At 65.5% G+C, this 23,504-nt stretch carries 22 protein-coding genes; 2 read left to right on the top strand and 20 right to left on the bottom strand.

Going from position 1 to position 23,504, the window contains the following annotated elements:
- Positions 1–42 precede the first annotated feature (42 nt).
- Complete coding sequence (gene peaA, locus QN085_RS14215; protein WP_031325501.1) at positions 43–1,608, bottom strand: quinohemoprotein amine dehydrogenase subunit alpha; 1,566 nt, start codon at positions 1,606–1,608, stop codon at positions 43–45.
- Positions 1,609–2,066: 458 nt separating this feature from the next.
- Here peaA and QN085_RS14220 point away from each other — a divergent pair, with 458 nt between their 5' ends.
- Both QN085_RS14220 and QN085_RS14225 read left to right on the top strand, forming a co-directional pair.
- A complete protein-coding gene (locus tag QN085_RS14220; protein ID WP_013972847.1) occupies positions 2,067–3,560 on the top strand; it encodes an aldehyde dehydrogenase family protein in 1,494 nt (497 codons plus the stop codon).
- 152 nt (positions 3,561–3,712) lie between these two features.
- Positions 3,713–5,026, top strand: coding sequence for an alginate export family protein (locus QN085_RS14225; RefSeq protein WP_024087216.1), 1,314 nt, complete (start codon positions 3,713–3,715; stop codon positions 5,024–5,026).
- A 138-nt stretch (positions 5,027–5,164) separates the two neighbouring features.
- Here the strand turns inward: QN085_RS14225 and qhpG are convergent, their stop codons facing one another.
- The 19 genes from qhpG to QN085_RS14320 all read right to left on the bottom strand — a co-directional run bounded on the left by qhpG (position 5,165) and on the right by QN085_RS14320 (position 23,501).
- Positions 5,165–6,457: a flavin-dependent monooxygenase QhpG gene (gene qhpG / locus QN085_RS14230; protein WP_024087217.1), complete on the bottom strand. Its 1,293-nt coding sequence runs from the start codon at positions 6,455–6,457 to the stop codon at positions 5,165–5,167.
- Positions 6,450–7,127, bottom strand: a complete 678-nt coding sequence (gene qhpE, locus QN085_RS14235) for a subtilisin-like serine protease QhpE (RefSeq protein WP_024087218.1) — start codon at positions 7,125–7,127, stop codon at positions 6,450–6,452. Before qhpE ends, qhpG begins: the two co-directional genes overlap by 8 nt.
- Positions 7,117–8,850, bottom strand: coding sequence for an ABC transporter ATP-binding protein (locus QN085_RS14240; protein ID WP_041505905.1), 1,734 nt, complete (start codon positions 8,848–8,850; stop codon positions 7,117–7,119). The genes qhpE and QN085_RS14240 overlap by 11 nt, the downstream gene beginning before the upstream one ends.
- 1 nt (position 8,851) lies before the next feature.
- Positions 8,852–10,762 (bottom strand): sigma-54-dependent Fis family transcriptional regulator, encoded by a 1,911-nt coding sequence (locus QN085_RS14245; protein WP_024087220.1) that lies wholly within the window; start codon positions 10,760–10,762, stop codon positions 8,852–8,854.
- Between the two features lie 1,197 nt (positions 10,763–11,959).
- Positions 11,960–12,700 carry an RHS repeat-associated core domain-containing protein gene (locus QN085_RS14250; protein WP_080676053.1) on the bottom strand — a complete coding sequence of 247 codons (741 nt, stop codon included), beginning with the start codon at positions 12,698–12,700 and terminating at the stop codon, positions 11,960–11,962.
- 222 nt (positions 12,701–12,922) lie between these two features.
- Positions 12,923–13,771 carry a CsgG/HfaB family protein gene (locus tag QN085_RS14255; RefSeq protein ID WP_013972853.1) on the bottom strand — a complete coding sequence of 283 codons (849 nt, stop codon included), beginning with the start codon at positions 13,769–13,771 and terminating at the stop codon, positions 12,923–12,925.
- 33 nt (positions 13,772–13,804) lie between these two features.
- Entirely contained in the window at positions 13,805–14,218 is a 414-nt protein-coding gene (locus QN085_RS14260) for a curli assembly protein CsgF (RefSeq protein ID WP_013972854.1), read from the bottom strand.
- Positions 14,215–14,616, bottom strand: a complete 402-nt coding sequence (gene csgE, locus QN085_RS14265; RefSeq protein WP_013972855.1) for a curli production assembly/transport protein CsgE — start codon at positions 14,614–14,616, stop codon at positions 14,215–14,217. Before csgE ends, QN085_RS14260 begins: the two co-directional genes overlap by 4 nt.
- A complete protein-coding gene (locus QN085_RS14270) occupies positions 14,613–15,140 on the bottom strand; it encodes a type II secretion system protein (protein WP_023661486.1) in 528 nt (175 codons plus the stop codon). Before QN085_RS14270 ends, csgE begins: the two co-directional genes overlap by 4 nt.
- Entirely contained in the window at positions 15,115–15,489 is a 375-nt protein-coding gene (locus QN085_RS14275) for a type II secretion system protein (protein WP_024087221.1), read from the bottom strand. The genes QN085_RS14270 and QN085_RS14275 overlap by 26 nt, the downstream gene beginning before the upstream one ends.
- A 5-nt stretch (positions 15,490–15,494) precedes the next feature.
- The gene (locus tag QN085_RS14280; protein WP_015270589.1) at positions 15,495–15,974 is read right to left on the bottom strand and encodes a type II secretion system protein; all 480 of its coding nucleotides are present in this window, start codon (positions 15,972–15,974) and stop codon (positions 15,495–15,497) included.
- Positions 15,971–17,836, bottom strand: a complete 1,866-nt coding sequence (locus tag QN085_RS14285; protein WP_015270590.1) for a secretin GspD/PilQ domain-containing protein — start codon at positions 17,834–17,836, stop codon at positions 15,971–15,973. Before QN085_RS14285 ends, QN085_RS14280 begins: the two co-directional genes overlap by 4 nt.
- Positions 17,833–18,342 carry a hypothetical protein gene (locus QN085_RS14290; RefSeq protein WP_024087222.1) on the bottom strand — a complete coding sequence of 170 codons (510 nt, stop codon included), beginning with the start codon at positions 18,340–18,342 and terminating at the stop codon, positions 17,833–17,835. Before QN085_RS14290 ends, QN085_RS14285 begins: the two co-directional genes overlap by 4 nt.
- Positions 18,342–18,905 carry a GspMb/PilO family protein gene (locus QN085_RS14295; RefSeq protein WP_015270592.1) on the bottom strand — a complete coding sequence of 188 codons (564 nt, stop codon included), beginning with the start codon at positions 18,903–18,905 and terminating at the stop codon, positions 18,342–18,344. The genes QN085_RS14290 and QN085_RS14295 overlap by 1 nt, the downstream gene beginning before the upstream one ends.
- A complete protein-coding gene (locus QN085_RS14300; RefSeq protein ID WP_015270593.1) occupies positions 18,892–19,434 on the bottom strand; it encodes a PilN domain-containing protein in 543 nt (180 codons plus the stop codon). The genes QN085_RS14295 and QN085_RS14300 overlap by 14 nt, the downstream gene beginning before the upstream one ends.
- A gap of 1 nt (position 19,435) precedes the next feature.
- Positions 19,436–20,227, bottom strand: a complete 792-nt coding sequence (locus QN085_RS14305; RefSeq protein ID WP_024087223.1) for a hypothetical protein — start codon at positions 20,225–20,227, stop codon at positions 19,436–19,438.
- A complete protein-coding gene (locus QN085_RS14310) occupies positions 20,211–22,016 on the bottom strand; it encodes a GspE/PulE family protein (protein ID WP_230397007.1) in 1,806 nt (601 codons plus the stop codon). Before QN085_RS14310 ends, QN085_RS14305 begins: the two co-directional genes overlap by 17 nt.
- A 60-nt stretch (positions 22,017–22,076) precedes the next feature.
- Complete coding sequence (locus QN085_RS14315) at positions 22,077–22,610, bottom strand: response regulator (RefSeq protein WP_031325917.1); 534 nt, start codon at positions 22,608–22,610, stop codon at positions 22,077–22,079.
- Between the two features lie 249 nt (positions 22,611–22,859).
- The gene (locus QN085_RS14320; RefSeq protein ID WP_013972866.1) at positions 22,860–23,501 is read right to left on the bottom strand and encodes a SurA N-terminal domain-containing protein; all 642 of its coding nucleotides are present in this window, start codon (positions 23,499–23,501) and stop codon (positions 22,860–22,862) included.
- Between the last annotated feature and the right edge of the window lie 3 nt (positions 23,502–23,504).

The following is a 23,504-nucleotide window of genomic DNA, read 5'->3' on the forward strand; positions in this document are numbered from 1 at the left end:
TCCCGATAATCGATCCGTTGGAAAACCGTAAGCCCCCTGCCGTTACGGCAGCGGCGGGTTGTTCCAGCGCTGTACGGTGACGATCATGTGCCCCTCGCCAGTCTGGCCACCGTCGGCCAGGGTGGCGATGACCTTCAGGTTGCCGGCGTTGTTGGTCATCATCTTGCGCTCCGGGTTGGGGCCAGCACCGCCTGGCACGAACACGCCATCGGCCTGCATCTTCCCGGCGAACTTGACGTCTTCGTCCTCGACCGCACGCTCGTTGAACGGCTCGACCTTCCAGCTGGCCGGCAGGTAGCCGATGCGCAGCGGCTGGCCATTGGCGTCCTTGCCCCAGGCTTCGGCCTCGAAGCGGCCCTGCACCTTGGGCACCGAGGCACCGTTTTCGCCGATGCGGGCGATGGAGAACGCCGGCACCACTTTCACTTCCTCGACTTTGTCGTACACCGCCAGGTTGACGCCCTTGAGCGCCCCGATGGCGACTTCGCGCTGGCCTGGTTTGGCATCGGCCGCGGCGCGGGCCTTCACCCGTACCAGGGTCGGGGTCTGCTCCAGCACCTCGGTCACTTCCACGCCAGCGCCCAGGTCCGGTTTGCCGGCCAGGCCGCTGCCGACCAGGGTGATCTCGCTTTCGCCACCGGCCTTGATGAATGCCGGTTGTACCGCCAGCAGGCGCGCCTTGCCCTCCTTCACTGCGGTGAAGTCCAGGCCACGCTCGTCGTGCTCGGCCTCGAACATGCGGCCCTTCATTTCGCCATCCAGCGCGGCGAACACCTGGCGCAGGTTGGCGTCGCCGACCTTGACGTTGCCACGCCATTCATAGCCGTTGTAGAGGATCGCCGAACCGCTGCCATTGAACGGCGTGCCGTCGGCATAAGCGCCCTTGACCTCGACCTTGAAGGTGTCACCCTGGTCAGGCGTGACGCTCATCACCCCGCGCACATCGCCCTTGGCCAGCATGTGGCCGCTGAATGCCCACTGGCCCGGCAGCGCATCGGCCTTGGGCCTGGCCTTCTGCCATTCGGCCCACGCCGCGCTTTCCAGCGGGTAGCGCTTGGCCAGGTCGGGCACCACTTGTTGCAGGGCGATCGGCAGCCAGTCGCGGTCACGCGCCTGGGCCTGGTATTCGAGGGACGGCCACTGGCCGAGATGGAAGTTGACCAGGTGCTCCCATTCCTTGGCCGGGCGCCGCTGCAAGGCGACACGGGCACCGGAGTGGCAACGGCCACAGGTTTCGCTGAGCTGGGTGTCGAACTGCTCGACAGTGTTCAGCCGGCGCTCCATGGCATACCGCACGCCATCGGTTTCGCTGGGCGCCAGGCCCTGCTTGTCGGCCAGGTACTTGACCAGGGTGCGGCGGTCGTCGTCGCTGATCTGCAGGCCGTGCATCACCTGCATGCGGGCGATGCTCATCAGCCAGCCTTCCGGCGTCTTGCGCTGGTGGCTGATGCGGCTGTAGGTGTCGTTGCCTTCGGGGATATGGCACCCCATGCACTTGTTCTGCAACAGGCTCGGGCCCTGCTCGGCCGCCATGGCCTGGGTGCTCAGCAGCGCGGCGGCGACCAGCGCCAGTTTGCCCGCATGCCGCCGGAGTCGAGTCGTCTTCAAGGTCAGACCTCCACGGTTGTTGTTCTTATCGTTTTCGCACGCTTTGGTACAGCAGGTGTGCATGTGACGGTTGTGATACAGGAACTGTGCCAGGTGCTGTAAAAGCGTTTTCTTTCAACCTGTTAGCCGGTTTTTCGGCCTTGGCCAAGAGCAGGTATGGCCAATTGCAGCGTGCCATTTCGCGACAGGGTGTTTCATCCTGAGACAAGGGCCTGCCCGCTCCCACACGCCGGGGCCAGCGCTGTACCGGTGGGAGCGGGCGTGCCCGCGAAGAGGCCGGAACAGCCACTGTTTCACCACCGTCTCACACCGTCTCAATGTGCAACAGCGCAACCCTGCAATCCCAACCTTGCACCAGGACAAAACCCAACCCGTTCAACGGTTTGCAGCCATCTATCGACCTTGGCACGCCCATTGCGCCTATGCCTGTCACATCCAATGACAAGAGGCACCGTCCCATGCTTTCCGAACTGCCCATCCTGCCCGCCACCCGCGCCTTTCTCGAACGCAAGCTGAAGATGCGCATCGGCGCCGACTGGCAGGACGCCGCCAGCGGTCGCACCCTGTCGTTCCGCAACCCGGCCACTGGCGAGGTACTGGGTGAAGTGCCCGCCGCCGAGGCCGAAGATGTCGACCGCGCGGTGCGCGCCGCTCGCCAGGCCTTCGACGATTCGCCGTGGAGCCGCCTGCGCCCACGCGAACGGCAGAACCTGCTGTGGCGCCTGGCCGACCTGATGGAGCGCGACGCCCGCCAGCTGGCCGAACTGGAATGCCTGAACAACGGCAAGAGCGCCGCCGTTGCCCAGGTGATGGACGTGCAACTGGCCATCGACTTCCTGCGCTACATGGCCGGCTGGGCTACCAAGATCGAGGGTAGCACCGTCGAAGCCTCGATGCCGTTGATGCCCAACGACCAGTTCCATGGTTTCGTGCGGCGCGAGGCAGTGGGCGTGGTCGGCGCCATCGTCGCCTGGAACTTCCCGTTGCTGCTGGCCTGCTGGAAGCTCGGCCCGGCCCTGGCTACCGGTTGCACCGTCGTGCTCAAGCCCGCTGACGAAACACCGCTGAGCGTGCTCAAGCTGGCTGAACTGGTGGACGAAGCCGGCTACCCGGCGGGCGTGTTCAACGTGGTCACCGGCACCGGCCTGAACGCCGGCGCCGCACTCAGCCGCCACCCCGGCGTGGACAAGCTGACCTTCACCGGCTCCACCGAGGTCGGCAAGCTGATCGGCAAGGCAGCCATGGACAACATGACCCGCGTCACCCTGGAACTCGGCGGCAAGTCGCCGACCATCGTCATGCCCGACGCCAACCTGCAGGAAGCCGCCGCCGGCGCGGCCACGGCGATCTTCTTCAACCAGGGCCAGGTGTGCTGTGCCGGGTCCCGCCTGTACGTGCACCGCAAGCATTTCGACAACGTGGTGGCCGACATCGCCGGCATCGCCAACGGCATGAAGCTGGGCAGCGGCCTGGACCCTGCGGTGCAGATGGGCCCGCTGATCTCGGCCAAGCAGCAGGACCGCGTCACCGGCTACATCGAGCTTGGCCGCGAGCTGGGCGCGACCATCGCCTGTGGTGGCGAAGGCTTCGGGCCTGGCTACTTCGTCAAGCCGACGGTGATCGTCGATGTCGACCAGCGCCACCGCCTGGTACAGGAAGAGATCTTCGGGCCGGTGCTGGTGGCGATGCCGTTCGATGACATCGACGAAGTGATCGGCATGGCCAACGACAACCCCTATGGCCTGGGTGCGAGCATCTGGTCCAACGACCTGTCTGCCGTGCACCGGATGATCCCGCGCATCAAGTCGGGGTCGGTGTGGGTCAACTGCCACAGCGCCCTCGACCCTGCCTTGCCGTTTGGCGGCTACAAGATGTCCGGCGTCGGCCGTGAAATGGGGGCGGCTGCCATCGACCACTACACCGAGCTGAAATCGGTGTTGATCAAGCTCTGATCATTTTCCTGTACCGGCCCTTTCGCGGGTAAACCCGCTCCTACAGGATCATCACAGGCCTGAACACTGTGGGGTCCTTGTGGGAGCGGGTTCACCCGCGAAGAGGCCGGCACAGGCAACCCGAGAACAACAACAAAAACATGGAGCACACCATGAGGCACAAACTCGCCTGCACATTGGCCCTGCTGTTCGCCGCCCCCATCACCCAGGCTTACGAGCTGTACAACCACGACGGCACCACCCTCAACGCCGACCTCGAAGCCCTGTTCGGCGCCTTCCACAGCGACGAAAGCTTCAACCTGGCCGGCAACCGCAAGCCCGGCAGTACCGCCTGGCAGGAAGGCTACGTCAAGTATGGCCTCAGCGGCAGCCAGGCCCTGGCCGACAGCGGCGCGCTCTACGGCGCCTTCAACCTGCTTAGCTCCGCCACCTGGGGCGACGGCGATGCCGCCGGCCTGACCCTGGGTGACGAGCGCCGCACCGCCATCGAAGACCTGTACCTGGGCTGGCGCTCGGCCAACCTGTTCCCGGCCTTGGGCGAAGACGGCGTGGACATTTCCGGCGGCCGCCAGGTGGTGACCCTGGGCGACGGCTTCCTGATCCAGGGCGACCCGGTGAACCTGGGCAAGGTCGACCTGGGCGCCAACTTCGACCGCGGCGGCGCCTACTACCTGGCCGCACGCAAGGCCTTCGACCGCACCGCCGTGCTGCGCCTGGGCGGCAAGCAAGGCTGGCGCAGCGACCTGATGTGGCTGAAGTCCGATAACCACTACCAGGCCGACACCTCGCTGGCGGTGGCCAACCTGGAGCACGTCGCCGACGCCGGCACCGTCGGCCTGAGCTGGATCCGTGGCCTCGACGTGGACCAGCGCTACGCGCAGATCATGGGCCTGGAACACCGCGACGGCATGGACACCGCCAGCCTGCGCGGGCGTGGCAACCTGGGGGTGAAAGACCTGGAGCTGGCCGCCGAGTACGTGACCCAGGACAAAACCGGCGGGCGGGAGAACGCCTGGTACCTGGAGGGCAACTGGACCTTCTCCGAACTGCCCTGGTCACCCACCGCCACCTACCGCTACAGCCGCTTTTCCGAAGATTTCGACCCGCTGTTCTATGGCCTGAGCCGTGGCTATGGCACCTGGTTCCAGGGGGAGGTGGCAGCCAACTATGCCGGGCCGTTCAACAGCAACAGCCAGGTGCATCACGTGGCGTTGAAGGGCAAACCACGGGACAACCTGACCGTCGGCGCGCTGTACTTCGACTTCGATACGCTGGACACCGACCAGGGCAACCTGGGCGGGCGGGAGCTGGACCTGTATGTGGAATGGATGGTCAACGACCACCTGCTGATCAGCCCGCTGGTAGGGTTCTACAAACCGGAACGCAGCGCAGCCAATGGCGGGACGCAGCTGGGTGGGCGGGATACCGGCACCTATATGCAGCTGATCGTCGGGACTTTCTTCTGATTCGAAATCCTGGGGCTGCTGCGCAGCCCATCGCGACACAAGGCCGCTCCCACAGGTACAGCGCTGCCATCAAGGTTTGTGCAGACCTGTGGGAGCGGCCTTGTGTCGCGAAAGGGCCGCAAAGCGGCCTCGGCAATCTCAAACCAAGCCCTGCTCCAACAACCACCGCCGCACCATCATCTGCTGCTCCCCTGGCAGGCCTGACAACACTGCCTCGATAGGTCGGCCGCTACGCAGCCCACGCACCACCGGCGCCAGCTCCACCCCCTGCAAATGCCACACCCCCAACGGCTGATCCGCCGTCACCACCACCTCGGCCTCATCCACCAGCCCGTCACGCAACACCGGCCGCCGCTCGACCCTCACCGCGCTCCAGTCCGCCGCCACGTGCAATGCCTGCATGTCCGGCCAACCCTGCCGCCGCGCCCAGAACGGCTGCCCCACCCGCCCCTGTTCTTGCCCATAAAAATCCCGCCCGATCCGGGCAAAACGCAAAAACAGCTGTTCGATCCGCTGCTGGTGAAACTGCCGCGCCAACCCGGCCCGCTCGGGCCTGCGCAGCAAGGTATTGATCACCACCGGTGCCTGCAGCGCCGAAGACAACGACTGGAAGATCCCGTTGCCCGACAGTGGGTCAACGGCCATCGCAGCATCGCCCACGCGTATCCAGTCCTGCCCGACACACTCACCGGCCAGAATCGCGGTGCTGCTGCGCGCATGCACCTCTGCCGGCGCCAAGGCCCTGGCATCGAACAGCTCGGCCACCAGCACGCTGCCGGCTCGCCGCGCCGCACAGTAATCCGCCAAGCCGGCCTTGCCCGGCAGCCCGGCCGCGTCCAAGGTGACTTGCCAGTAGCAGCGGCCGTCTTCCAGGCGCGCCATCCACGCCCAGCCATCCGCCAGGCTCTCCACCGCCGACGCGGGCGCCCCGGGGGCGGCCTGCCAGACATTCAGCAAGCTGACCGTCTCCGGCCCGCGCAGGCGGTCTGCGGCCAGCGGGGCCTGGCGGCCTCGGGCTTCGACCAGGAAATCGGCCTGCAGTACCTGCCCGTCGTCCAGGCGAATACCATGACCGACTTCGCGAACCACCTCACGCACCCGCCCCTCGACCACGCTCACACCCGCACGCTGAAGGTCGTCGCGCAGCGCCCGGTCAAACCTTTGCCGATCCAGCAGAAACTCCTGGTTCAGGTGCAGCTGCTGGCCGTTCCAGTGCACTTGCCGAGTCGCCGGCATCGCCGCCTGGCGCAACGCCCCGCCAAGGCCGGCGTGGCGCAGACCGTCCAGCACCCGCTGCGAAACCCCTTCGACCGCCGCAAACCGGCGCCACTCGGACACCACCGTCACCGCATAGCCCAGCCGCCGCAAGCCAATGGCCGTGGCCGCACCCGCAGGGCCTGCCCCCAGCACCACAATGCGCGGTTCAGCCATGGCCGACACCTCGTCGCTCGGGGCCGGTGAACGCCGCGTGGTGGCGCAACCAGTCATGAACCTGCTGGTGGCCCATGCCCGGCTCATCACGCAGCAACGCAGCGATCCTGCCACTCAGGGCCGCACAGCCCAGGCTCGCGCCCGCCCTGCCGCCCGCACCCACATAACCGCCAAAGTCCGCCTGCCGGGTACCCAGCCAGGACCACTGCCCCGGTGCACAGCGGGCATCGCCGGTAACCCGGATCACCCCGGGGTAGCTGGCCGGATACACTGGCCCGCCCTGGGCCGGGCTGGAGGCGCACAACAGCACACCCGCGGCCAAAGCCTCGGCGCAGGCCTGGTGCAGCACAGGCCGGTCCTGCTGCAGGCCAAGGCTGAGGTTGACCAGTGTAACCCCCGCCTCCACCAGCCACAGCAGCGCGGCCGCCACCTGCAAGGCACTGGTGCTGGCCTGGGCGCCGAAAACCTGGGCCAGCAGCACGGGCACCGGCCCGGCCTCCCGCTGCAAGCCGGCGAGCACCGCGCTACCGTGCCCAAGCTGGTCGGGCAGCATGTCACCTTCGCGCAACTGGCCGTCCTCCAGCCAGAAGCGGCGCGCGCCCAGCAAGGCGCTGGCCTGCTCCGGCGTGCAACCACTGTCGATCACGCCAACACGCACGTCAGTGCCCATGCCTGATCACCTCCTCGGGCAGCACCTGCAACTGGCCAGCGTGCAGCTGCAGGTGCAGGTCGGCATCGGCCAGGGTCGAAGCACGGTGGCTGATCAGGATGCGCGTGCGGCCGGCGAACAACTGGTCGATGGCCGCGATCACTTCGCGCTCGGTGGCTTCGTCCACCGCCGAGGTGGCCTCGTCCAGTACCAGGATCGCCGGCGCCTGCAGCACCGCGCGGGCGATGGCTATGCGTTGTTTCTGCCCGCCGGACAACTGCTGGCCACGCTCACCCAGCAGGCCGTCAAGGCCCAGCGGCAGGCTGTCGACCAGGCTGTCCAGCCGCGCCAGGCGCACCACCCGCTCCAGTTCCTCACGGCTGGCCTCGGGCACGCCGTAGGCCAGGTTCTGTGCTAGGGTGCCGCGAAACAGCACGATATCCTGGCTGACCACCGCAATACGCCGGCGCAGCGCGGCCAGATCCAGTTCGCGCAGGTCGGTGCCGTCCAGCAGGATGCGCCCGGCGTCCGGGTCGTAGAAGCGCTGCAGCAGGTCGATCAGGGTCGACTTGCCCACCCCTGAGGCACCGCTGATGGCCACCTTCAGGCCACCCGGCACGCACACCTGCACGTCGTTCAGCACCGCGCCCTGGCGCCCTTCATGGGCAAAACTCACCCCCTCGAGGCGCAATTCGCCCGGGCCGTCGGGCACCGGCTGAGGGTTGGCTGCCGGGCGCACGGCCACGGCCTCCTGCTTCAGTTCCATCACCCGCCCCAGGCTCACCGCCATGCGCTGCACCGCCACGTACAGGCCCAGCAGGCTCTGCACCGGCCCTACTGCCATGCCCATGTAGGTGGAAAAGGCGATCAGCGCACCTAGTTGCCAAGTGCCCTGGATTACCCACCAACCGCCGACCAGGAACGCGCAAGCGCGGCACCAGGAGGTAAGCGTGCCGGGAATGGCCTGGGTGAAGAATTCGGTCACCTGCACCTTGAGCAACTGGCGCATGTAGCCCTGCCCCAGCTGGTCCAGGCGCCCCGCCTCGCGGCCTTGCTGGCCGGCGGCCTGGATGAACTTCATCGCCGGCAGGGTTTCGACCAGGAATGACGACACATCTGCCGAGCGTTCGCGCAGGTTGCGTACTTCGCGCGCCACCTTGCGCCGCATCCAGCGCAGCCACAGCACTTCGATCGGCACCAGCAGCGCCAGCAGCAGCGACAGTTGCCACGACAGCATCAGCATCAACACCACCGCGCCCACCAGGCCGATCACCGCCGACACCGCCGAAAACAGCGAATCCACGGCAAAGCGCTGGATTTCCGCTACATCGCCATCCAGCCGCGAAAGGATGTCGCCGATGCGCCGCCGCCCGTAGAACGTCGGCGACAGCTGCTGCAGGTGGCGGTAAAGGTCGTCGCGCAGGGCAAACAGGATGCGCCCCGACAAGCGCGTGTGCAGGTAGCGGTTGACCCCGGCCAGCACGGTACCCAGCAGGCCCGCGCCGATCATGATCGCGGCCATGTGCCAGAGGGTCTGGTAGTCCTTGGCCAGCAGCCCCTCGTCGATCAGCGTCTTGACCAGCCAGGGTTGCGCCAGCGCCAGCAACGAGGCGCCCAGCGACAAACCGAGCAACAGGCCGATGGCGCGTCGATGGGGGCGCACGAAACCATACAGCCAGGCCAACGCCTGGCGCATGAGTACAGGGTCGCTGGACTCCACCAGCCGGGCGAACAGGCCGCCCACGTCAGCCGCGCAACTGTTTGAGCTTGCGGTACAGCGTCGCCCGGCTGATACCCAGCGCCTCGGCCGCCGCGGACACGTTGCCCTGATGGCGCGCCAAGGCGCCACGGATCAGCTCCAGCTCTTTGTCCTTGAGGCTGCCGGAAGGCGCGGTGCCGCTGGCCAGTTCGTCCAGCAGGCAGTCGGTGAGGTGGTCCAGGGTCAGCACCTGCTCGCCGTCCTCGCGCATGGCCAGCGCGGTGCGCACGACCATTTCCAGCTGGCGGATGTTGCCCGGCCAGTCGAAGCCTTCGAGCAACGCGTTCAGGGCCGGGTCCAAGGTCACGCCCCGGGCATCGGACTTGTCCAGCAGCCCCTGGATGATTGCCGCCAGGTCATCACGCTCGCGCAATGCCGGCAGGCGCAGCGACACGCCGTTGACCCGGTAGTAAAGGTCTTCGCGGAAGTGCTGCTCCTGCACCAGGCGCTTGAGGTCGCGGTGCGTGGCACAGATCAATGCCACGTCGATCTCCTGCTCGTCGCCCGCCCCCAGCGGTGCCACGCGCCGTTCCTGCAGTACCCGCAACAAGCGCGCCTGCAGCGCTAGCGGCATGTCGCCGATTTCGTCGAGGAACAGCGTGCCGCCGTGGGCCTGCATCAGCCGGCCGACCATGCCGCCCCGGCGCGAGCCGGTGAACGCACCTTCACGGTAGCCGAACAGTTCGGACTCGATCAGCCCTTCGGGGATGGCCGCGCAGTTGACGGCCACGAACGGTTTGTCGGCACGCGGGCTGGCCTGGTGCAGGGCCCGGGCGACGACTTCCTTGCCGGTACCGGTCTCGCCCAGCAACAGCACCGGCAGGCCATTGCCCAGCCCCTGGCGGGCCATGCGCAGGTTGCGCGCCAGGCGCGGGTCGCCACCGGCCAGGGCGTCGAGGGCGGGTGACTGCTTGCCCGGCGCCGGCTTGCTCACCGGCGTGCTGCCGTTGACCCGGCCATGGCGCGGCAGCTGCAGGGCGCGGAAGTAGAACTCGCCCTTGGCCGTCTGCACACTGCTCACCCCGCCCTGCCACAGGCGGGCGATGAAGGCCGGTGACCGTTCACCCAGCAGGTCACTGCTGCGCCGGCCCAACAGCTCATGGCGCGGCACCTGCAACAGCTGGCAGGCACTGTCGTTGGCAGCCAGCACTTCACCGTCCAGGCTCAGCGCCAGCAGGCCATGCCAGGCGCTGTTGAGGTATTGCGGGCGGCTGTGAAAAGCCAGCACCAATTGCTCCGGGTGGCACAGGCCGAACATGCGGCTTTCGATGTTGCCGGCCGCCAGCATCAGCGTCGACAGGCTGTCCTGTGGTTGCGCCATCACCCCTTCACGGGTGATGTCGAGCACGCCGATCACCTCGCCGCGCGGGTCGCGCAGGGGTACCGAAGTGCAGGAGAACGGGCTGAGGCGGTCGAGGTAATGTTCGCCGCAGTTGATCAAGGTCGGCCGGCCTTCCACCACTGCCGTGCCGATCGCGTTGGTGCCACGCAGTGATTCGCTCCAGCAACTACCCGGGTGCAGGTCGCGCAGGCCCTCGCGTTGCAGCACGTGCTTCTGCCCTTCGATGGCCAGCACATTGGCCTGGGCGTCGCCGAGGATGACGATGCCGGCCTTGCCCTGGCGCGCGACCAGGTAGTCCAGTTCCGGGGTAACGGCGTCGACCAGCAGGCGGTTGCGCTCCAGCAGCATGCGCAGGTCGTGGCCCTGCTCCAGGCCCAGGCCGACCTGCTCGCCCTGCAGGCAATCCAGGCCATGGCCCAGGCTGCGGCGCCAGGAGGCATCGATCTCGTCGCGCAGCATGCCCAGTGGCAGCTCGCCTTCGCTGGCCAGCTTCAGGCGGGCCTGGCGGGATTCGTGCAGCGGGTCGTGGGCGTTTGTTATTAGTTGTCGCGCCATTTTCTACTCCGGCTGTGCCCCGCAAGGTGGCGGGGAACGGGCTTGGGAATTTTCCGCAGTGTGCGGGAGAAATCCCTGGCCGTCATCAGGCTGAGGCAGAAGGTGGCATATAGTGACGTTTACGTAAAGGGACGCGCAGGAGCACCGCCTTGCTCAAGATCTGAAAGCTTGCGCAAGCTTTGTGGGAGCGGGTTCCTAGAGGTCGATCACGGCTGCCGCTTGATTTCAACAAAGCCCAGGTGCCCGCCAGACACCCGGCACCGGCCCATTCGCGGGTAAACCCGCTCCCACAGGGACGGCGTCGCACTTGAGATCACGCGGTACCTGTGGGAGCGGGCATGCCCGCGAACACCGGCAAAGCCGGTGCCATCCACCACGTCGTCTGCTTCGCGGGCGCGCCCGCTCCTACAGGGACGGCGCGGGCTTCGAGTTGGCGCTGAGCCTGCGGGAGCGGGCATGCCCGCGAACACCGGCAAAGCCGGTGCCATCCACCGCGTCGTCAGCTTCGCGGGCGCGCCCGCTCCCACAGGTACTGCGCTGGCTTCGAGTGGCGCTGAACCTGTGGGAGCGGGTTCACCCGCGAAGAGGCCCTCGAGGTCAATCACAGCTGCCGCTTGAGTCCAACAAAGCCCAAGCTCCCGTCAGACACCCGGCACCGTCTTCCGCCCAACCAGCTGCTGCCTCTCCACCCCATCCAGCAACGCCTCCACCACCGCCTTGGCCGAATCCAGCCCATGGTTCACCGGCTGACGTGATCCATGTGGGAGCGGCCTTGCCGGAGCGCCGGACCGGTCGGAAAGGTCCGCAAAGCGGCCCCGAGGAATCAGCAGTGATCACTATGTTGGGCCAGTCATTCCTGTGAGGTCACTCCTGTCCGCCTTGTTTGTTCCATTTGATATCGAAGGTTGCTCTGCTGCTTTTCATTCATTTCCAGTCATGCACCAAGGCTGCAACCCACCTGGCACAGGAATAATTGGCCCGAAACAGATGTGGGAGCGGGCTTGTCCCGCGAAGCGACGCGCGGGCGGCGCTCAATCTCACAGGCGCCAAATCTCTACCGCCAAACACTTCAATTCCCAATCACCAAACCCCGGCCAGCGCTCTCGTCTTCTAAGGAGACTTCCCCAAAATCACGGCCACCGCTCTAAAACTGTGCCGATAATGCTCAACGAGCTCGACTCAAGATTAAGCGGCAATTTACAAACCAAACTCCCGAAGGATCTGATTCAAAGCTTGCTTGCTTTCTACCTTGCGGACGTTATGCACATAAAGATGCATCAACCCTGTCAGCACCATAGGATCACGTTCCGGGGCGAAGCCCTTGGCAGCATCTAAGTATGTTCGTGTCGAGCCATTCAGCCTGCCCGTATCTATAGCCAAAGCGGCCATTTTTTCATAATCTGTTAGACCGCCTAGCGTATCTAGTTCCGGAGCCGATTTTTTTTGTGCAGCAAGACGCTGCTCTGAATTTTTCCATATGGAATCGACTAACGGAGCCGCCGCTGGACTCACTCCAGATGCTTCTCTGTTGTTCGATGTACCTTGCTCCGTAGACGCTGACAATTTACGACGCTTACTGGCGGGAGAATAATCCGACTGGGGCAAAGGCTTATTTTTACGAGCCAAAGGAAACACTTTATTCTTTACTATATTCCTCCACCTAACCATCCCGCTTGGATCCGTAAAATTCACAGGGTCACCCCCACAATATGCATAGCAATTTATACCACCTTCAGCGAAAGGGCTAACCATGTCCACAGATAAAAACCTCATCAGCACCGGACTATAAATACGCTTGCCACCTCCTAAAAAATACCACCTCAAAAAGGTATCTCGAGGCTCTCCATTAAAACCAGTAAATGACTCATTCTGTACCGACACTTGATAACCATAGGCGGTATAGCCATCCCCCCATTTCCAGGCAAAGTGCCGACTCATTGTTTTCCCCTTGCAAACTTAAGATAGGAAAGCCTAGAGTTCGCTACCGATAAAAATAATGCAACTGGCAAAATTATTAGTATTCTTCGCCGACCGAGGCCAGGGCCTGATAGGAAATCGCCGGCAATCTGCGCCCCAGCAGGGTCAAAAGTGAGCAAAATGTTGTATCGCCTGCACTTGCCTCTTCGTGGACAAGCCCCACGAAGAGGCCCTCAAACTCACTCATTGTTGCTGATTCTGGCTCAAATACTTGTCCACCGTAGCCTGCCCTTCCCCCGCATCCCCCGCCACCTGCCACAGCCGCCGTTCGATCCCCTGCGCCAGCAAGTGCCCCACCGCCGCCTCGATCGCCGACAGCACGCACAGCTGCGCCGGTTCGTTGGTGGTGTACCCCACCTCGGCCTCGAGCAGCTTCTTGAACTCGATGAACTTGAACACCCCCGCACTGCGCCCAACCGAATAGATGGTCTTGCTGGTCATCACATTGGCCAGCACCTGCCCGGTGCGCACGTCCACCGCGCGCAGGTTCACGGTCACCTGGTCGACGCGGTACTCGCGAGAGATGTCTATCCCCAGGTAGCGGGCACCTTCGCCGCCGCTGCGCACGTTGGTGTCGTAGGCGATGATGCCGCCCTCCAGCATCAGGTTGGCAGCCTGCAGCGGCGGCAGTTCACCCATGATGTTTTCCGGTACATCGGGCTTTTTCTGCGAAGCACGGATGATCTTGCGCTCGGTCAGCAGGTTCTGCAGGCCTTCACGCTCCAGCACCACGAACCAGCCACTGGCACTCAGGGCGTCCATCAGCATGCTTGCCGCACCCTGGGTGACGCTGGTGGAGAACGAGCTGGCCGGGGTCGGCTTGTACTGCCCGGTCTGGTCACGGAAGCCGTACACCACCGCCATCAACCGGCCCTTGGGCCGGGGCATGTTGATCAGGTCGTAGTAGGTCGAGGCACGTGGGGTCAGGGTCGGGGTTTCCGAGTCCTGTTCGGCGGGCATCGGTTCGCGCAGGCCGCAACCGTGCAGGCCTAGTGCGGTGAGGATCAGCAGCGTGCTCAGCAGACGTTTCATGTTGTTCTCTCCCCGACAAACAGCCCTTCCCTCTCAGGGGTTGAGGCCGCTGACCTCAATGATCGAAATTTCTCCTGTGGCACGATCGGTGACCTTGATGCTCAAGGCCCCGGAATCGTCGATGACGTCGATGAGAAACGCATCGGTCGCCATGCTGCCGGTGTTGCCGTTACTGATGTTGTCCAGCAACTGCGACAACATCCGCGACTCCAGCTGGTTGCTGAAGCGCTCCAGGGCCGTGGTGCCGGCAAAGGCCGAGGAGCGGTCCTTGAGGTCGGGGTCGTCGTAGTCGTTCTGCGCCTGCGCGTTGTTCAGCAACCAGGTGCCATTGAGCGGGTTGCCGCCAAAGGCCGGGTTGACCGGGGTGTACACCAGCTCGGTGGCCTGGGCGGCACACGCGCTGGCCAACAGGCAGGCGGCGATGCAACGGGGTATGTGGTGCTTCATAGCTCGTCCCTCTCCAGATCGGTGGTGTCCTGCAGCAGGCGTTGCAACTTGCGTTGGATGATTTGCTGCTTGACCAGGTCGGCTGCTGCAACGGCCTCGTCCTTGAGCTCGGTGGTGTTCGGCGGCAGGAAGCGGCGGTACACCACCTCACGCTCGAACTCCACGGTGACCAGGCTGCCCCAGCGGGCATCCGGGCGTTCGCGCACCACCAGGTTGAAATCCAGCCGGCTGGTGGCGCGCAGGCGGTCAGCGAAGTAGTAGTAAAAGTCGTGGCCGATGTGCGAGATGGTGTTGTCGACGATGAAGCCTTGCATCTCGTCCTCGTCCCCGGCCCTGGCCGAGGTGGCCAGCACTGCCACCAGCAGCAGGCCCAGGCACAACGCGGCCAGGCGGCTCATGGCGTGTCTCCCGGGCCGGCATGGGTCTGCACGCCATCGGCACTTTCGGTAAAGGCCTGTTCGGCGACGAACTGCCAGTCGCTGTAATGTTCCAGCCCGTCGAAACCGCTCCATTCGGCGCTGAAGCCACTGCGCTTGAACGGGGTGGCGTCCGAGCGGCTGTGCACGCCGGTGATGCGGCCATCGATCGAGCGCAGCAGGCCCCAATCGTCGCTGTTGGTGATGGGGTCGGGGTACAGCCGGCGAATGTGCCGCCTGGCCTGCGGGAAGCGGTTGTCCTGCAACAGGTCGGCCAGTTCCTGCGGGTACTGGGCCAGCCCCGGCGAGGCGCGGTAGTAGCTGCGCAGGGCCTGGGCATACTGGCTGCCTACCCACAACAGCTGGCGTTCGCGGTCACGCTGGGCAGCACTGGCCCAGAGCGTGCCGGTGGCGGCCAGGGCCACGCTGCTGACCGCAATCAGCAGCAGTACGCCCAGGTAGGTGAAGCCGGCGTCGGCCTTACCATTCCGCGAACAGGCTGCCATCGCGCGCCCTCCCTGTGGCACCGCTCTTGATATCGGCCACGCCGCCAGCCACGCCTTCGGGCGGTGGCACCAGCTGCCAGGCATCGCTGCGCTCGGTGATCGGGTCTATCGGGGTGTTGCGCAGGTAACGCTGCTCCACCAACTGCTCCAGCGAGTCCGGGTAGTGACCGGTGTCGCCGTAGTAGTGGTCCAGCGCCTCGCGCAGCACCGCCAGGCTCTGGCGCAGGGTGGCTTCGCGGGAGCTTTCCAGGCTGTTGAAGTAGCGCGGCATGGCGATGGTCATCAGCGTGGCGATGATCGCCAGCACCACCAGCAGTTCGATCAGGGTGAAGCCTTTGCTGCGTTTCATGGCTGTCACCATTGCCCGTAGGGGATGTTGTTCAGGCCTTTGCCGCGGGCCTTGGAATAAACGTCGAACACGTCTTCGCCTTCGCGCGGGTTGTCGGGGCTGCTGTCGTAGGCGCGCAGCCCCCACCCGCCTTCGTCCTCGCCCTTGGCCGCCACCAGCGGGTCGTGCGGGATGCGCCGCAGGAAGTAGAACTTGGCGCCCTTGGCGCTGCGCACATCACGCACCCCGTCGACCAGCACCTGCAGGTTCGGCGGGTAGCCACTGGCGTCCAGGCGCTTCTCGATGTAGCCGGCATCGAACGCGCGCTTGTAGGCGTCGATGGCGTCGCGAATCTGGTACAGCGCCTCGCGCAGTTGCTGCTCCTTGCCGCGGCGCACCACGGTTTCGGTCAGCGGCGCGGCCATGCTGGCAAGCAGCCCGAGCAGTGCCAGGGTCAGCACCACCTCGATCAGGCTGAAGCCCTGCATGCGGCGCTGCGCGATCATGGCCGCGGGCTCCCTTTGGGTGGGGCGATCGCCATCTGGCTTTCCACCACCGGGGCATCGGTGGCCGGGGCATTGCCAGGCACATCCGCCGGCGGCAACGGCGCCATCTGCCGCACCTGCATGGCCGACTCGGTGCCGGTGGCGAACTCCATGTCCGACGGGCTCTGGTACGGCAGGTTGCGCACGATGCGCGGGGTGATCGCCAGCACCAGCTCCGACTTGCTCATGTCGTCCTTGTTGCTGCCGAACAGCCGGCCCAGGCCAGGGATGTCGCCAAGGCCAGGGATCTTGTTGCCGCTGGCGTTGTGGTCGTTGCGCACCAGGCCGGCCAGCACCTGGGTTTCGCCATCGTGCAGGCGCAGGGTGGTCTGGGCGTTGCGGGTGTCGACCTGGACCGGAATTGTGCCCTGGCGGGTGGCTTCCAGCGGGGTGGCGTTACTCACCTCCAGGGCTACCTTGATCGCCACTTCGTTGTTCAGGTGCACGGTGGGCTGCACCTCAAGCTTCAGGCCCACGTCCAGGTAGGTGACGCTTTCGGTGATCACCGGGCCCTGGGTGGACGGCACCGAGGTGGCGCTGATGATCGGTACCCGCTGGCCGATGTGGATGCGCGCCTGCTCGCGGTTGCTGACGCGGATCACCGGGCTGGCGAGGGTGTTGATGTCCTTATCCTGGGCGTTGATCTTGGCCTGCGGTGCCGGCGCGATGCTGATGCGGCTGGAGTCGATGCCCTTGAGCTGGTCGAGCACGCTTACCGGCTGGCCGTCGGAGCTCAGCACGCCGAAGGTGTTGGGCCATTGCAGGCCGAGGTCGAGGATGCGCGAAGTGGCCACTTCCATCACCTCCACTTCCAGCACCACCTCGGGGTTGGACTGGTCCTGCGACTGCAGCAGCTTTTCGGCCATGCGCACGGCATCGGGGGTGTCGCGCATGGTCAGGGTGTTGAGGCGTTCATCGACGAACACGTCGCGGGTCTTGAGCATGGTCTTGACCATGTTCAGCGCGGTGTTGGAGTCGATGCTGGTCAGGTAGAAGGTGCGCATGACCAGTTCCTGGTAGTCCTTGGTCTTCTGCGGCGAGTCGGGGTAGATCATCAGGGTGTTTTCGTTGACGATCTTCTGCCGCAGCTGGTTCTGTTCCAGCAGCAGCGCCACGGCGTCCTCGATGCGCAACTCGCGCACGAAGATGGTGGCCTTCATGTCCGGGCGCATGTCCTTGTCGAAGATGAAGTTGATGCCGGCAACCTGGGACAGCACCTCGAAGATGGTCTTCAGGTTGGCGTCGCGAAACTCCAGGGTCACCGGCCGCTCCAGTTTGCTGCGCAGTTGCGGGAACGGTTGTGCGGTGCGCGCCTGCACGTTCTCGATGTCGCTGCGCAGGGCAATGCCCTTCTGGTTCTGCGGGTCCAGGCGCAGCACTTCGCGCATGTAGCGCTCGGCACCGAACAGGTCACCCTGGCGCAGCGCCGCCTGGCCCAGCGCCACGCGCTCGTCGAGGGTGCGGATCAGCTCCAGCTGGCGGATGCCTTCCTGGGCGCGGCGGTTGTTCGGCTCCAGGGTCAGCACCCGGCCATAACCCATGCGGGCGCTGGCGAAGTCGTGGCGGATGCGGTCGGCGTCGGCCTGGGTCAGCAGCGCCTCGACCGCGGCCTGGCGGCTGTGGGCCAGGGCGATGTTCAGCTCGGTGTCACGTGGGTCTTCGCGCAGGGCTTCTTCCAGGCTGGCGATGCCGGCTTCGTACTGGCCCTCCTTCATCAGCTGTTCGCTGTCCTTGCGTACCGCACTGGAGCCGCAGCCGGCAATGGCCACGCACAGCGCCACAAGCAGGAATGGAGCCGGTTTGCACAGCTTTGACGACTTCATGGTGCGCTCCCTACAGACAAAGTCTGCGACTGATGCAAAGGCAGGTAGACCAGGTGCAGCTCGCTGGCCGATACCCGCTCGAGGCGGTAGGTGTCTTCGATCACGTCGCCCTGGCGCACGACGTAGAGTTTTTCGCCGCTCTGCAGGAAGATCTGCAGGTCGTCGCGGTCGCCGATGCGGCCAATGAACTGGAATGGCAGGGCCGGCGCAGTGGGGGCTGCGGCTACGGCGGGTGCGGTGACCACGGGTTGTTCGGTGACGGTGGCCAGGGCTTGGGGTTTGGTCCATTGTTGGGTCGGGAAGAGATCTCTTGAGGCTTGTTCCGGCCCTTTCGCGGGTAAACCCGCTCCCACAGGGACCGTGGATACCGCCGATTTTGTGGGAGTGGGTTTGCCCGCGAAGGGGGCAACACTGTCTTCCTCGCCGAACCAATGACCCGGTGCCCAGGCCAGCGCCGCACTCACGCCGAGGAAGCCAACCCAGATGACAGCACGTTGTGTGTTCATCATGACCTCGACAGGTAAAGGGTCATGCGCAGGCGGGCGTTGAGCTCGCTGTCGCCAATGCGTTTGCGTTGCAGCTCCAGGTCTTCCAGCACCAGGGTTGGCAACTGTTTGAGCAGGCCCTTGAGGAAACCGCGAATCTGCGGGTAGCTGCCGCGTACCGGCAGCACGATCTGGTAGCGCGCCAGTTGCGTCTTGGGGTCGATGCCCAGGGCATATTCGCCACGCGCCAGGCTGATATGCTCGGCGCTGGCCAGGTGGTACAGCCGCTCGATCAGCTCACTGGCCCGGGGCTGCCCCGGCAGTTGCTGGCGCAGGCTGTCGAGGGCCTGCTGCTCGGGCTTGATGGCAATCTTCAGCTCGCCACGCCTGACCCGCTCGACCTGCACGCTGGCGTCCGCTTCGGTGGCGCGCAGTTCGCGCAGGTTCTGCCATTGCGGCAACACCCCGGCACACAGCACGCCCACGGCCAGCAGGCCCACCGCAGCCGCAGCCAGGCCGACCGGGCCGACGCGACGCAGGCGCTCCTGGAGGATCAGGCTGTTCAGCGATTCACGGGCGCGCATGGCCGGTCTCCCAGGTAGCGGTGAGGGTGAAGCGCACCGGGTGTTCGGGCTGCGCGGCCAGCACTTCGTGGTTGAGCAACGACACATCGCTGAGCTCGGCACTGGCCTCCAGGCGCTGGTGGTACTGCAGCATCGCTTCTAGGTTGCGCGCCTCGGCGGTGATGCGCAGCTGGCCTTTGCGCGCGTCGGGGGCCAGGCTTAGCAGCGCCACGTCGTCCTGGGGCTGCGCTTCGAGCATGGCGAACAGCTGCTGCCAAGGCCGTTGCAGTTGCTGCGAGACGCTTTGCATCTGCGCCAGGCGCTCGGCCTGTTCGCGGCTGGCGGCGCTGCTCAGCGGCGCGACAGTGGCCGGGCGACGGCCCAGTTGCTGCTCCAGGCTGTGCACGCTGGCCTCCCGTTCGACCTGCTCGGCCTGCAAGCTTTGTTGCAGCAGCACCAGGCCGGCAACCGTGGCGCTCGCCACGGCCAGCAGCGACCAGGCCAACGGGCCGTTACGCCGGGGCTGGAATTCCAGGTCGAGGCGGCGCATGTCAGGCCACCGCCCGCCACATGGCGCACAGTGGGTCGGCATCGCTGGCTGGCTGGCACAGCTGCACCGCCGCCAGTTGCGGCACGTCACCCCGGCCCGGGGCATGCAGGTAGACCCGTGGCAGGTGCTCGCCGTACAGCTCGCAGGTACGCTCGATCAGTGCTTGCAGGGCCTGGTCACTGTCGGCACAGCCCTGCGTCAGCACTTGCTGCCAAGCCCCGCCGGCAGCCAGCAGCAGCACGCTGCGGCGCGGTTCGGCCAGGACGAACAGGAAGTCGCCCTGCCCCAGCTGCGCCGAGCAGCGGTTGTAGGCGGCCATCAGGTACGGCTGTACCGAGCGCAGGCTCAGGTGGCTTTCCCGGCCCAGCGCCTGCAGCCGCTGCAGCAGAGCCTCGGGCAACGCCGTGGCGATGCGCGCGGCACCGGCCGGCTCGGGCGACAGCACGATGCGCCAGTCGTCCAGCGGCTGCCCGTAGAGGTTTTCGAAACAGGCCCGGGCGTAGGCGTCCAGCTCGCGCGGGTGGCTGATGGCATCACTCCAGGGCACCAGGCAGAAGCGGCTGTACCGGGCCGACAGCAGTACCCGCAACTGGGCACCGCGCACGGCATGCTCGGCCAGCAGCGTGGCCAGGGCGTCGACGGCGGCCTCCCAGGCCGGTTGGGCGGCATCGCAGGTAAAGTCGCGGCTGCCCAGCCATTGGTGGTGATTGGCGTGCCAGCTACCCAGGCCCACACCTTCGGCACCGAGTACGGCACTGTATCTGTAAGCGCCACGATCAGATGAATGTGACACGGTTGATCTCCTCGAGTGTGGTACGGCCATCCCGGACCAGGTCCAGGGCCGAGGCCCGCAGCAGGCGCAGGCCACGCTGGCAGGCGAGGTTCTTGATTTGCGACAGAGGGCGACGCTCGACGATCATCTGCCGCAGGTCGTCGTCCAGGTGCAGCAGTTCGGCGATGGCGCTGCGGCCGCGGTAGCCACTGCCACGGCACTGGCCGCAGCCCTGGACGCGGACGAACTTCCAGCCGGCCACGCCCTCGCGGGTCAGGCCCGCGCCGTACAGGGTGTCGTCGTCGACTTCGCACGGCGTGGCGCAGTGCGGGCAGGCCAGGCGGATCAGGCGCTGGGCCAGCACCGCATTGAGCGCGGAGACGAAGCTGTAGGGGTCGACCTGCATCTGGCTGAAACGGCCGATCACATCGAACACGTTGTTGGCGTGGATGGTGGTGAACACCAGGTGGCCGGTGAGCGCCGACTGCACGGCGATTTGCGCGGTGTCCGGATCGCGGATTTCACCGACCAGGATCTTGTCCGGGTCGTGGCGCAGGATCGAGCGCAGACCGCGGGCGAACGTCAGGCCCTTCTTCTCGTTGACCGGGATCTGCAACACCCCAGGCAGCTGGTATTCGACCGGGTCCTCGATGGTGATGATCTTGTCCACGCCGTGGTTGATCTCGCTGATCATGGCGTACAGGGTGGTGGTCTTGCCGCTGCCGGTGGGGCCGGTGACCAGGATCATGCCGTAGGGTTCGGCGGCCAGGCGACGCAGGGCGCGCAGGGTTTCCTCGGCAAAGCCCAGGACCTGCAGCTGCACGCCGCTGACCCGGTCGGACAGGTCCTGCTTGTCGAGCACCCGCAGCACGGCGTCTTCGCCGAAGATGCTGGGCATGATCGATACCCGGAAGTCGATTTGCCGGTCGCCCACGGCAACCTTGAAACGGCCGTCCTGGGGCACGCGTTTTTCGCCGATGTCCAGCTCGGCCATCACCTTGATGCGCGAGATCACCTGGTCGGCGAAGGCGCTGCCGCTGGCCTTGCCGGCGCCGTTGAGCACGCCGTCGATGCGGTACTTTATGGTCAGGCCCTGGCCGGTCATGCCCAGGTGGATGTCGCTGGCGTGCAGCTTGAGGGCGTCGTACAGCGTGGAGTTGACCAGCTTGACCACGCGGCTCTGGTCTTCGCTGATGCTGGCCAGCGACAGGCGCTGCAGCGGGTCGCTTTCGCTGCTGGTTTCGGCGTCGTGGTCAAGGGCGTCCACGGCGTGGAAGCTTTCTTCGTGGCGGGCCAGGAAGGTGGCGAGGTCCGCGGCGTGGGCCAGGTACAGCGGTGCGCCTTGCAGCACATCGTCGATCCAGGCCAGGCGGGCGTGGTCGAAGGGGTCGGCGAACACGCCCAGCAGTTGGCTACCCTGCTCGATCAGGACGAATTCACGCTTCAGGCACATCGCCAGGCTGACCTTGTCGAAGCGTGGGGTGCTGGCCAGCAGGGTGTGGCTGTCCAGCACCGGGTAATGCAGGGTCAGGCCCAGGCGCTGGGTGAAGGTGTCGGGGGTGTCGCAGGCCAGCTGTTCCAGGCGGGTGAGCAGGCGTTCGTCGCTGGTTTGCAGGCGGGCCTGGGCCAGCAGTTCGCGGGGGTAGGCAGAATATGCTTTTACCTGTGCCGGCCCTTTCGCGGGTAAACCCGCTCCCACAGGATTGCCGATTTCTTCAGAATTGCGGTGCCCCTGTGGGAGCGGGTTTACCCGCGAAGAGGCCGGTGCAGGCGGTAGAGCGTCCTGGGTTGCATCGAATGCTTCTGGCATGGCCTGCGACTCCGCTCAGGGGCGCGTCGCAGGCTGGCTCGGCCAGGGGTGCGGGCGCCGCTATTCCCCTGTGAGCAGTTGATCGTCGTCGGGCCCCGGGGGCTTGGCGCCGTTGCGTCGGCGGTCGGCCAATACCCAGCTTCCATCGTACAACTGCAGGGGGAACGATTCGTTCCTGTTCTGGCGTCGTTCGACAAACCCTTCAGCCGGGTTGTCCGTGGCCCTGCGCCGGCGCTCGATGCCCATCAGGTCGAAGACTGCACGGGCCAGTTCCACCAACGGGAACGGCTTGAACAGGACATGGCTCACACCCAGTTCGGCGGCCCGCTCACGCACCTCGACGGTGGGGTGGGCGGTAATCAGCACGAAGTGGCACTGCCTGTTCCTGCGTACGGTCTCCAGAACCTGAAAACCCTCCATGTCGGGCAAGCGGTAATCCAGCACGATCACTTGCGGTGCCAGGCTTGCAGCCTGCTCGATACCACTGGCACCGTCGTGGGCAACATGAACTTCCAGGCCTTGCGCCTGCAGGTACGCTTGCAGGTTCTGCGCAAGAGTCTGTTCGTCATCGACTACCAATACTCTGTTCACCAAGGTCGACTCCCAAGAACTGCCCGGTAACCCGGTCTGCGAAGTGCGCCCCTGTAGAGGCTTGAGCAGGCTTCGTGCCAGGCGGGAAAAGTCATGCTGCACTCACTGTAAGTCATTGATTAGCCAAGGGTACCGATCAACATCCGTAACGCGGCGGGCAGGCGCACCGGCCCGGTTCCCCACATGCGGGGAAACTGATGGCACACTGCCAGATCGTTATTCCCCATGATTGGGGAAACGCCATCAGTCACCTCAGTCGGCAATCTCCACGATAGCGGACGCACGCAAACGTTGGCGCACGGACTGGCGCGCCTGCGCCTCCCGCTGCCCGATGAGCGTGGCCCTGGCTTGAACCAGTCCCTGTTCGCGTATGACCGAAGGTTCGTCATTTTGTTTCTGCACTCCTTGCAGGGTTTCCAGGCTGGCATCGTAGAACGCCTCCACTTCGGCCTGGCTGGGCGCGGCGACAGCGCTGAGCTGGGCATACACCTGCTGCGCGGCCAGCTCGCGCCGGGTGTACTCATTGTACTGTGCCCTATCGAAGCCCGCTTCCGCCAGCCGCCGTTCAAAGATTGCCGGGCTGCCAAGCGCGGCCTCTACCTCGCCCACATGCGCCGACACCTGCTCGTCGCTGATGGCTATGCCGCGGCGCTGGGCCTCCTGCCACAACAGCTCCTTGTCGATCAGTTCATTCAGTGCCTGGTCGCGCAGGCGCTGGTACAGGTTCGGGTTGCGGATACTGGCCACCGCGCGGCCCTGGGCATCCAGGTATTCGCTGAAATAGCGCTCCAGGCGCATCGTCTCGATCTCTACACCATTGACCCGCGCCGCCGGCATATCGGCCCAGCTTGCCTTGGCCAACACCTGCAACAGGCACAACAACAGAACGCGCATGGC

Origin of the sequence: Pseudomonas sp. M2(2023) (assembly GCF_030263955.1) — a bacterium.
Taxonomy (GTDB): domain Bacteria; phylum Pseudomonadota; class Gammaproteobacteria; order Pseudomonadales; family Pseudomonadaceae; genus Aquipseudomonas; species Aquipseudomonas asiatica.

Excerpts from the sequence above, each read along its gene's own strand:
- QN085_RS14310 (WP_230397007.1), bottom strand. The coding sequence starts at position 22,016 with ATGCCAGAAGCATTCGATGCAACCCAGGACGCTCTACCGCCTGCACCG.
- qhpG (WP_024087217.1), bottom strand. The coding sequence starts at position 6,457 with ATGGCTGAACCGCGCATTGTGGTGCTGGGGGCAGGCCCTGCGGGTGCG.
- QN085_RS14245 (WP_024087220.1), bottom strand. The coding sequence starts at position 10,762 with ATGGCGCGACAACTAATAACAAACGCCCACGACCCGCTGCACGAATCC.
- QN085_RS14225 (WP_024087216.1), top strand. The coding sequence starts at position 3,713 with ATGAGGCACAAACTCGCCTGCACATTGGCCCTGCTGTTCGCCGCCCCC.
- QN085_RS14270 (WP_023661486.1), bottom strand. The coding sequence starts at position 15,140 with ATGGCAGCCTGTTCGCGGAATGGTAAGGCCGACGCCGGCTTCACCTAC.
- QN085_RS14250 (WP_080676053.1), bottom strand. The coding sequence starts at position 12,700 with ATGAGTCGGCACTTTGCCTGGAAATGGGGGGATGGCTATACCGCCTAT.
- QN085_RS14285 (WP_015270590.1), bottom strand. The coding sequence starts at position 17,836 with ATGAAGTCGTCAAAGCTGTGCAAACCGGCTCCATTCCTGCTTGTGGCG.
- QN085_RS14320 (WP_013972866.1), bottom strand. The coding sequence starts at position 23,501 with ATGCGCGTTCTGTTGTTGTGCCTGTTGCAGGTGTTGGCCAAGGCAAGC.
- QN085_RS14280 (WP_015270589.1), bottom strand. The coding sequence starts at position 15,974 with ATGATCGCGCAGCGCCGCATGCAGGGCTTCAGCCTGATCGAGGTGGTG.
- QN085_RS14260 (WP_013972854.1), bottom strand. The coding sequence starts at position 14,218 with ATGAAGCACCACATACCCCGTTGCATCGCCGCCTGCCTGTTGGCCAGC.
- QN085_RS14300 (WP_015270593.1), bottom strand. The coding sequence starts at position 19,434 with ATGCGCCGCCTCGACCTGGAATTCCAGCCCCGGCGTAACGGCCCGTTG.
- qhpE (WP_024087218.1), bottom strand. The coding sequence starts at position 7,127 with ATGGGCACTGACGTGCGTGTTGGCGTGATCGACAGTGGTTGCACGCCG.
- QN085_RS14255 (WP_013972853.1), bottom strand. The coding sequence starts at position 13,771 with ATGAAACGTCTGCTGAGCACGCTGCTGATCCTCACCGCACTAGGCCTG.
- QN085_RS14275 (WP_024087221.1), bottom strand. The coding sequence starts at position 15,489 with ATGAAACGCAGCAAAGGCTTCACCCTGATCGAACTGCTGGTGGTGCTG.
- QN085_RS14220 (WP_013972847.1), top strand. The coding sequence starts at position 2,067 with ATGCTTTCCGAACTGCCCATCCTGCCCGCCACCCGCGCCTTTCTCGAA.
- QN085_RS14290 (WP_024087222.1), bottom strand. The coding sequence starts at position 18,342 with ATGAACACACAACGTGCTGTCATCTGGGTTGGCTTCCTCGGCGTGAGT.
- QN085_RS14295 (WP_015270592.1), bottom strand. The coding sequence starts at position 18,905 with ATGCGCGCCCGTGAATCGCTGAACAGCCTGATCCTCCAGGAGCGCCTG.
- csgE (WP_013972855.1), bottom strand. The coding sequence starts at position 14,616 with ATGAGCCGCCTGGCCGCGTTGTGCCTGGGCCTGCTGCTGGTGGCAGTG.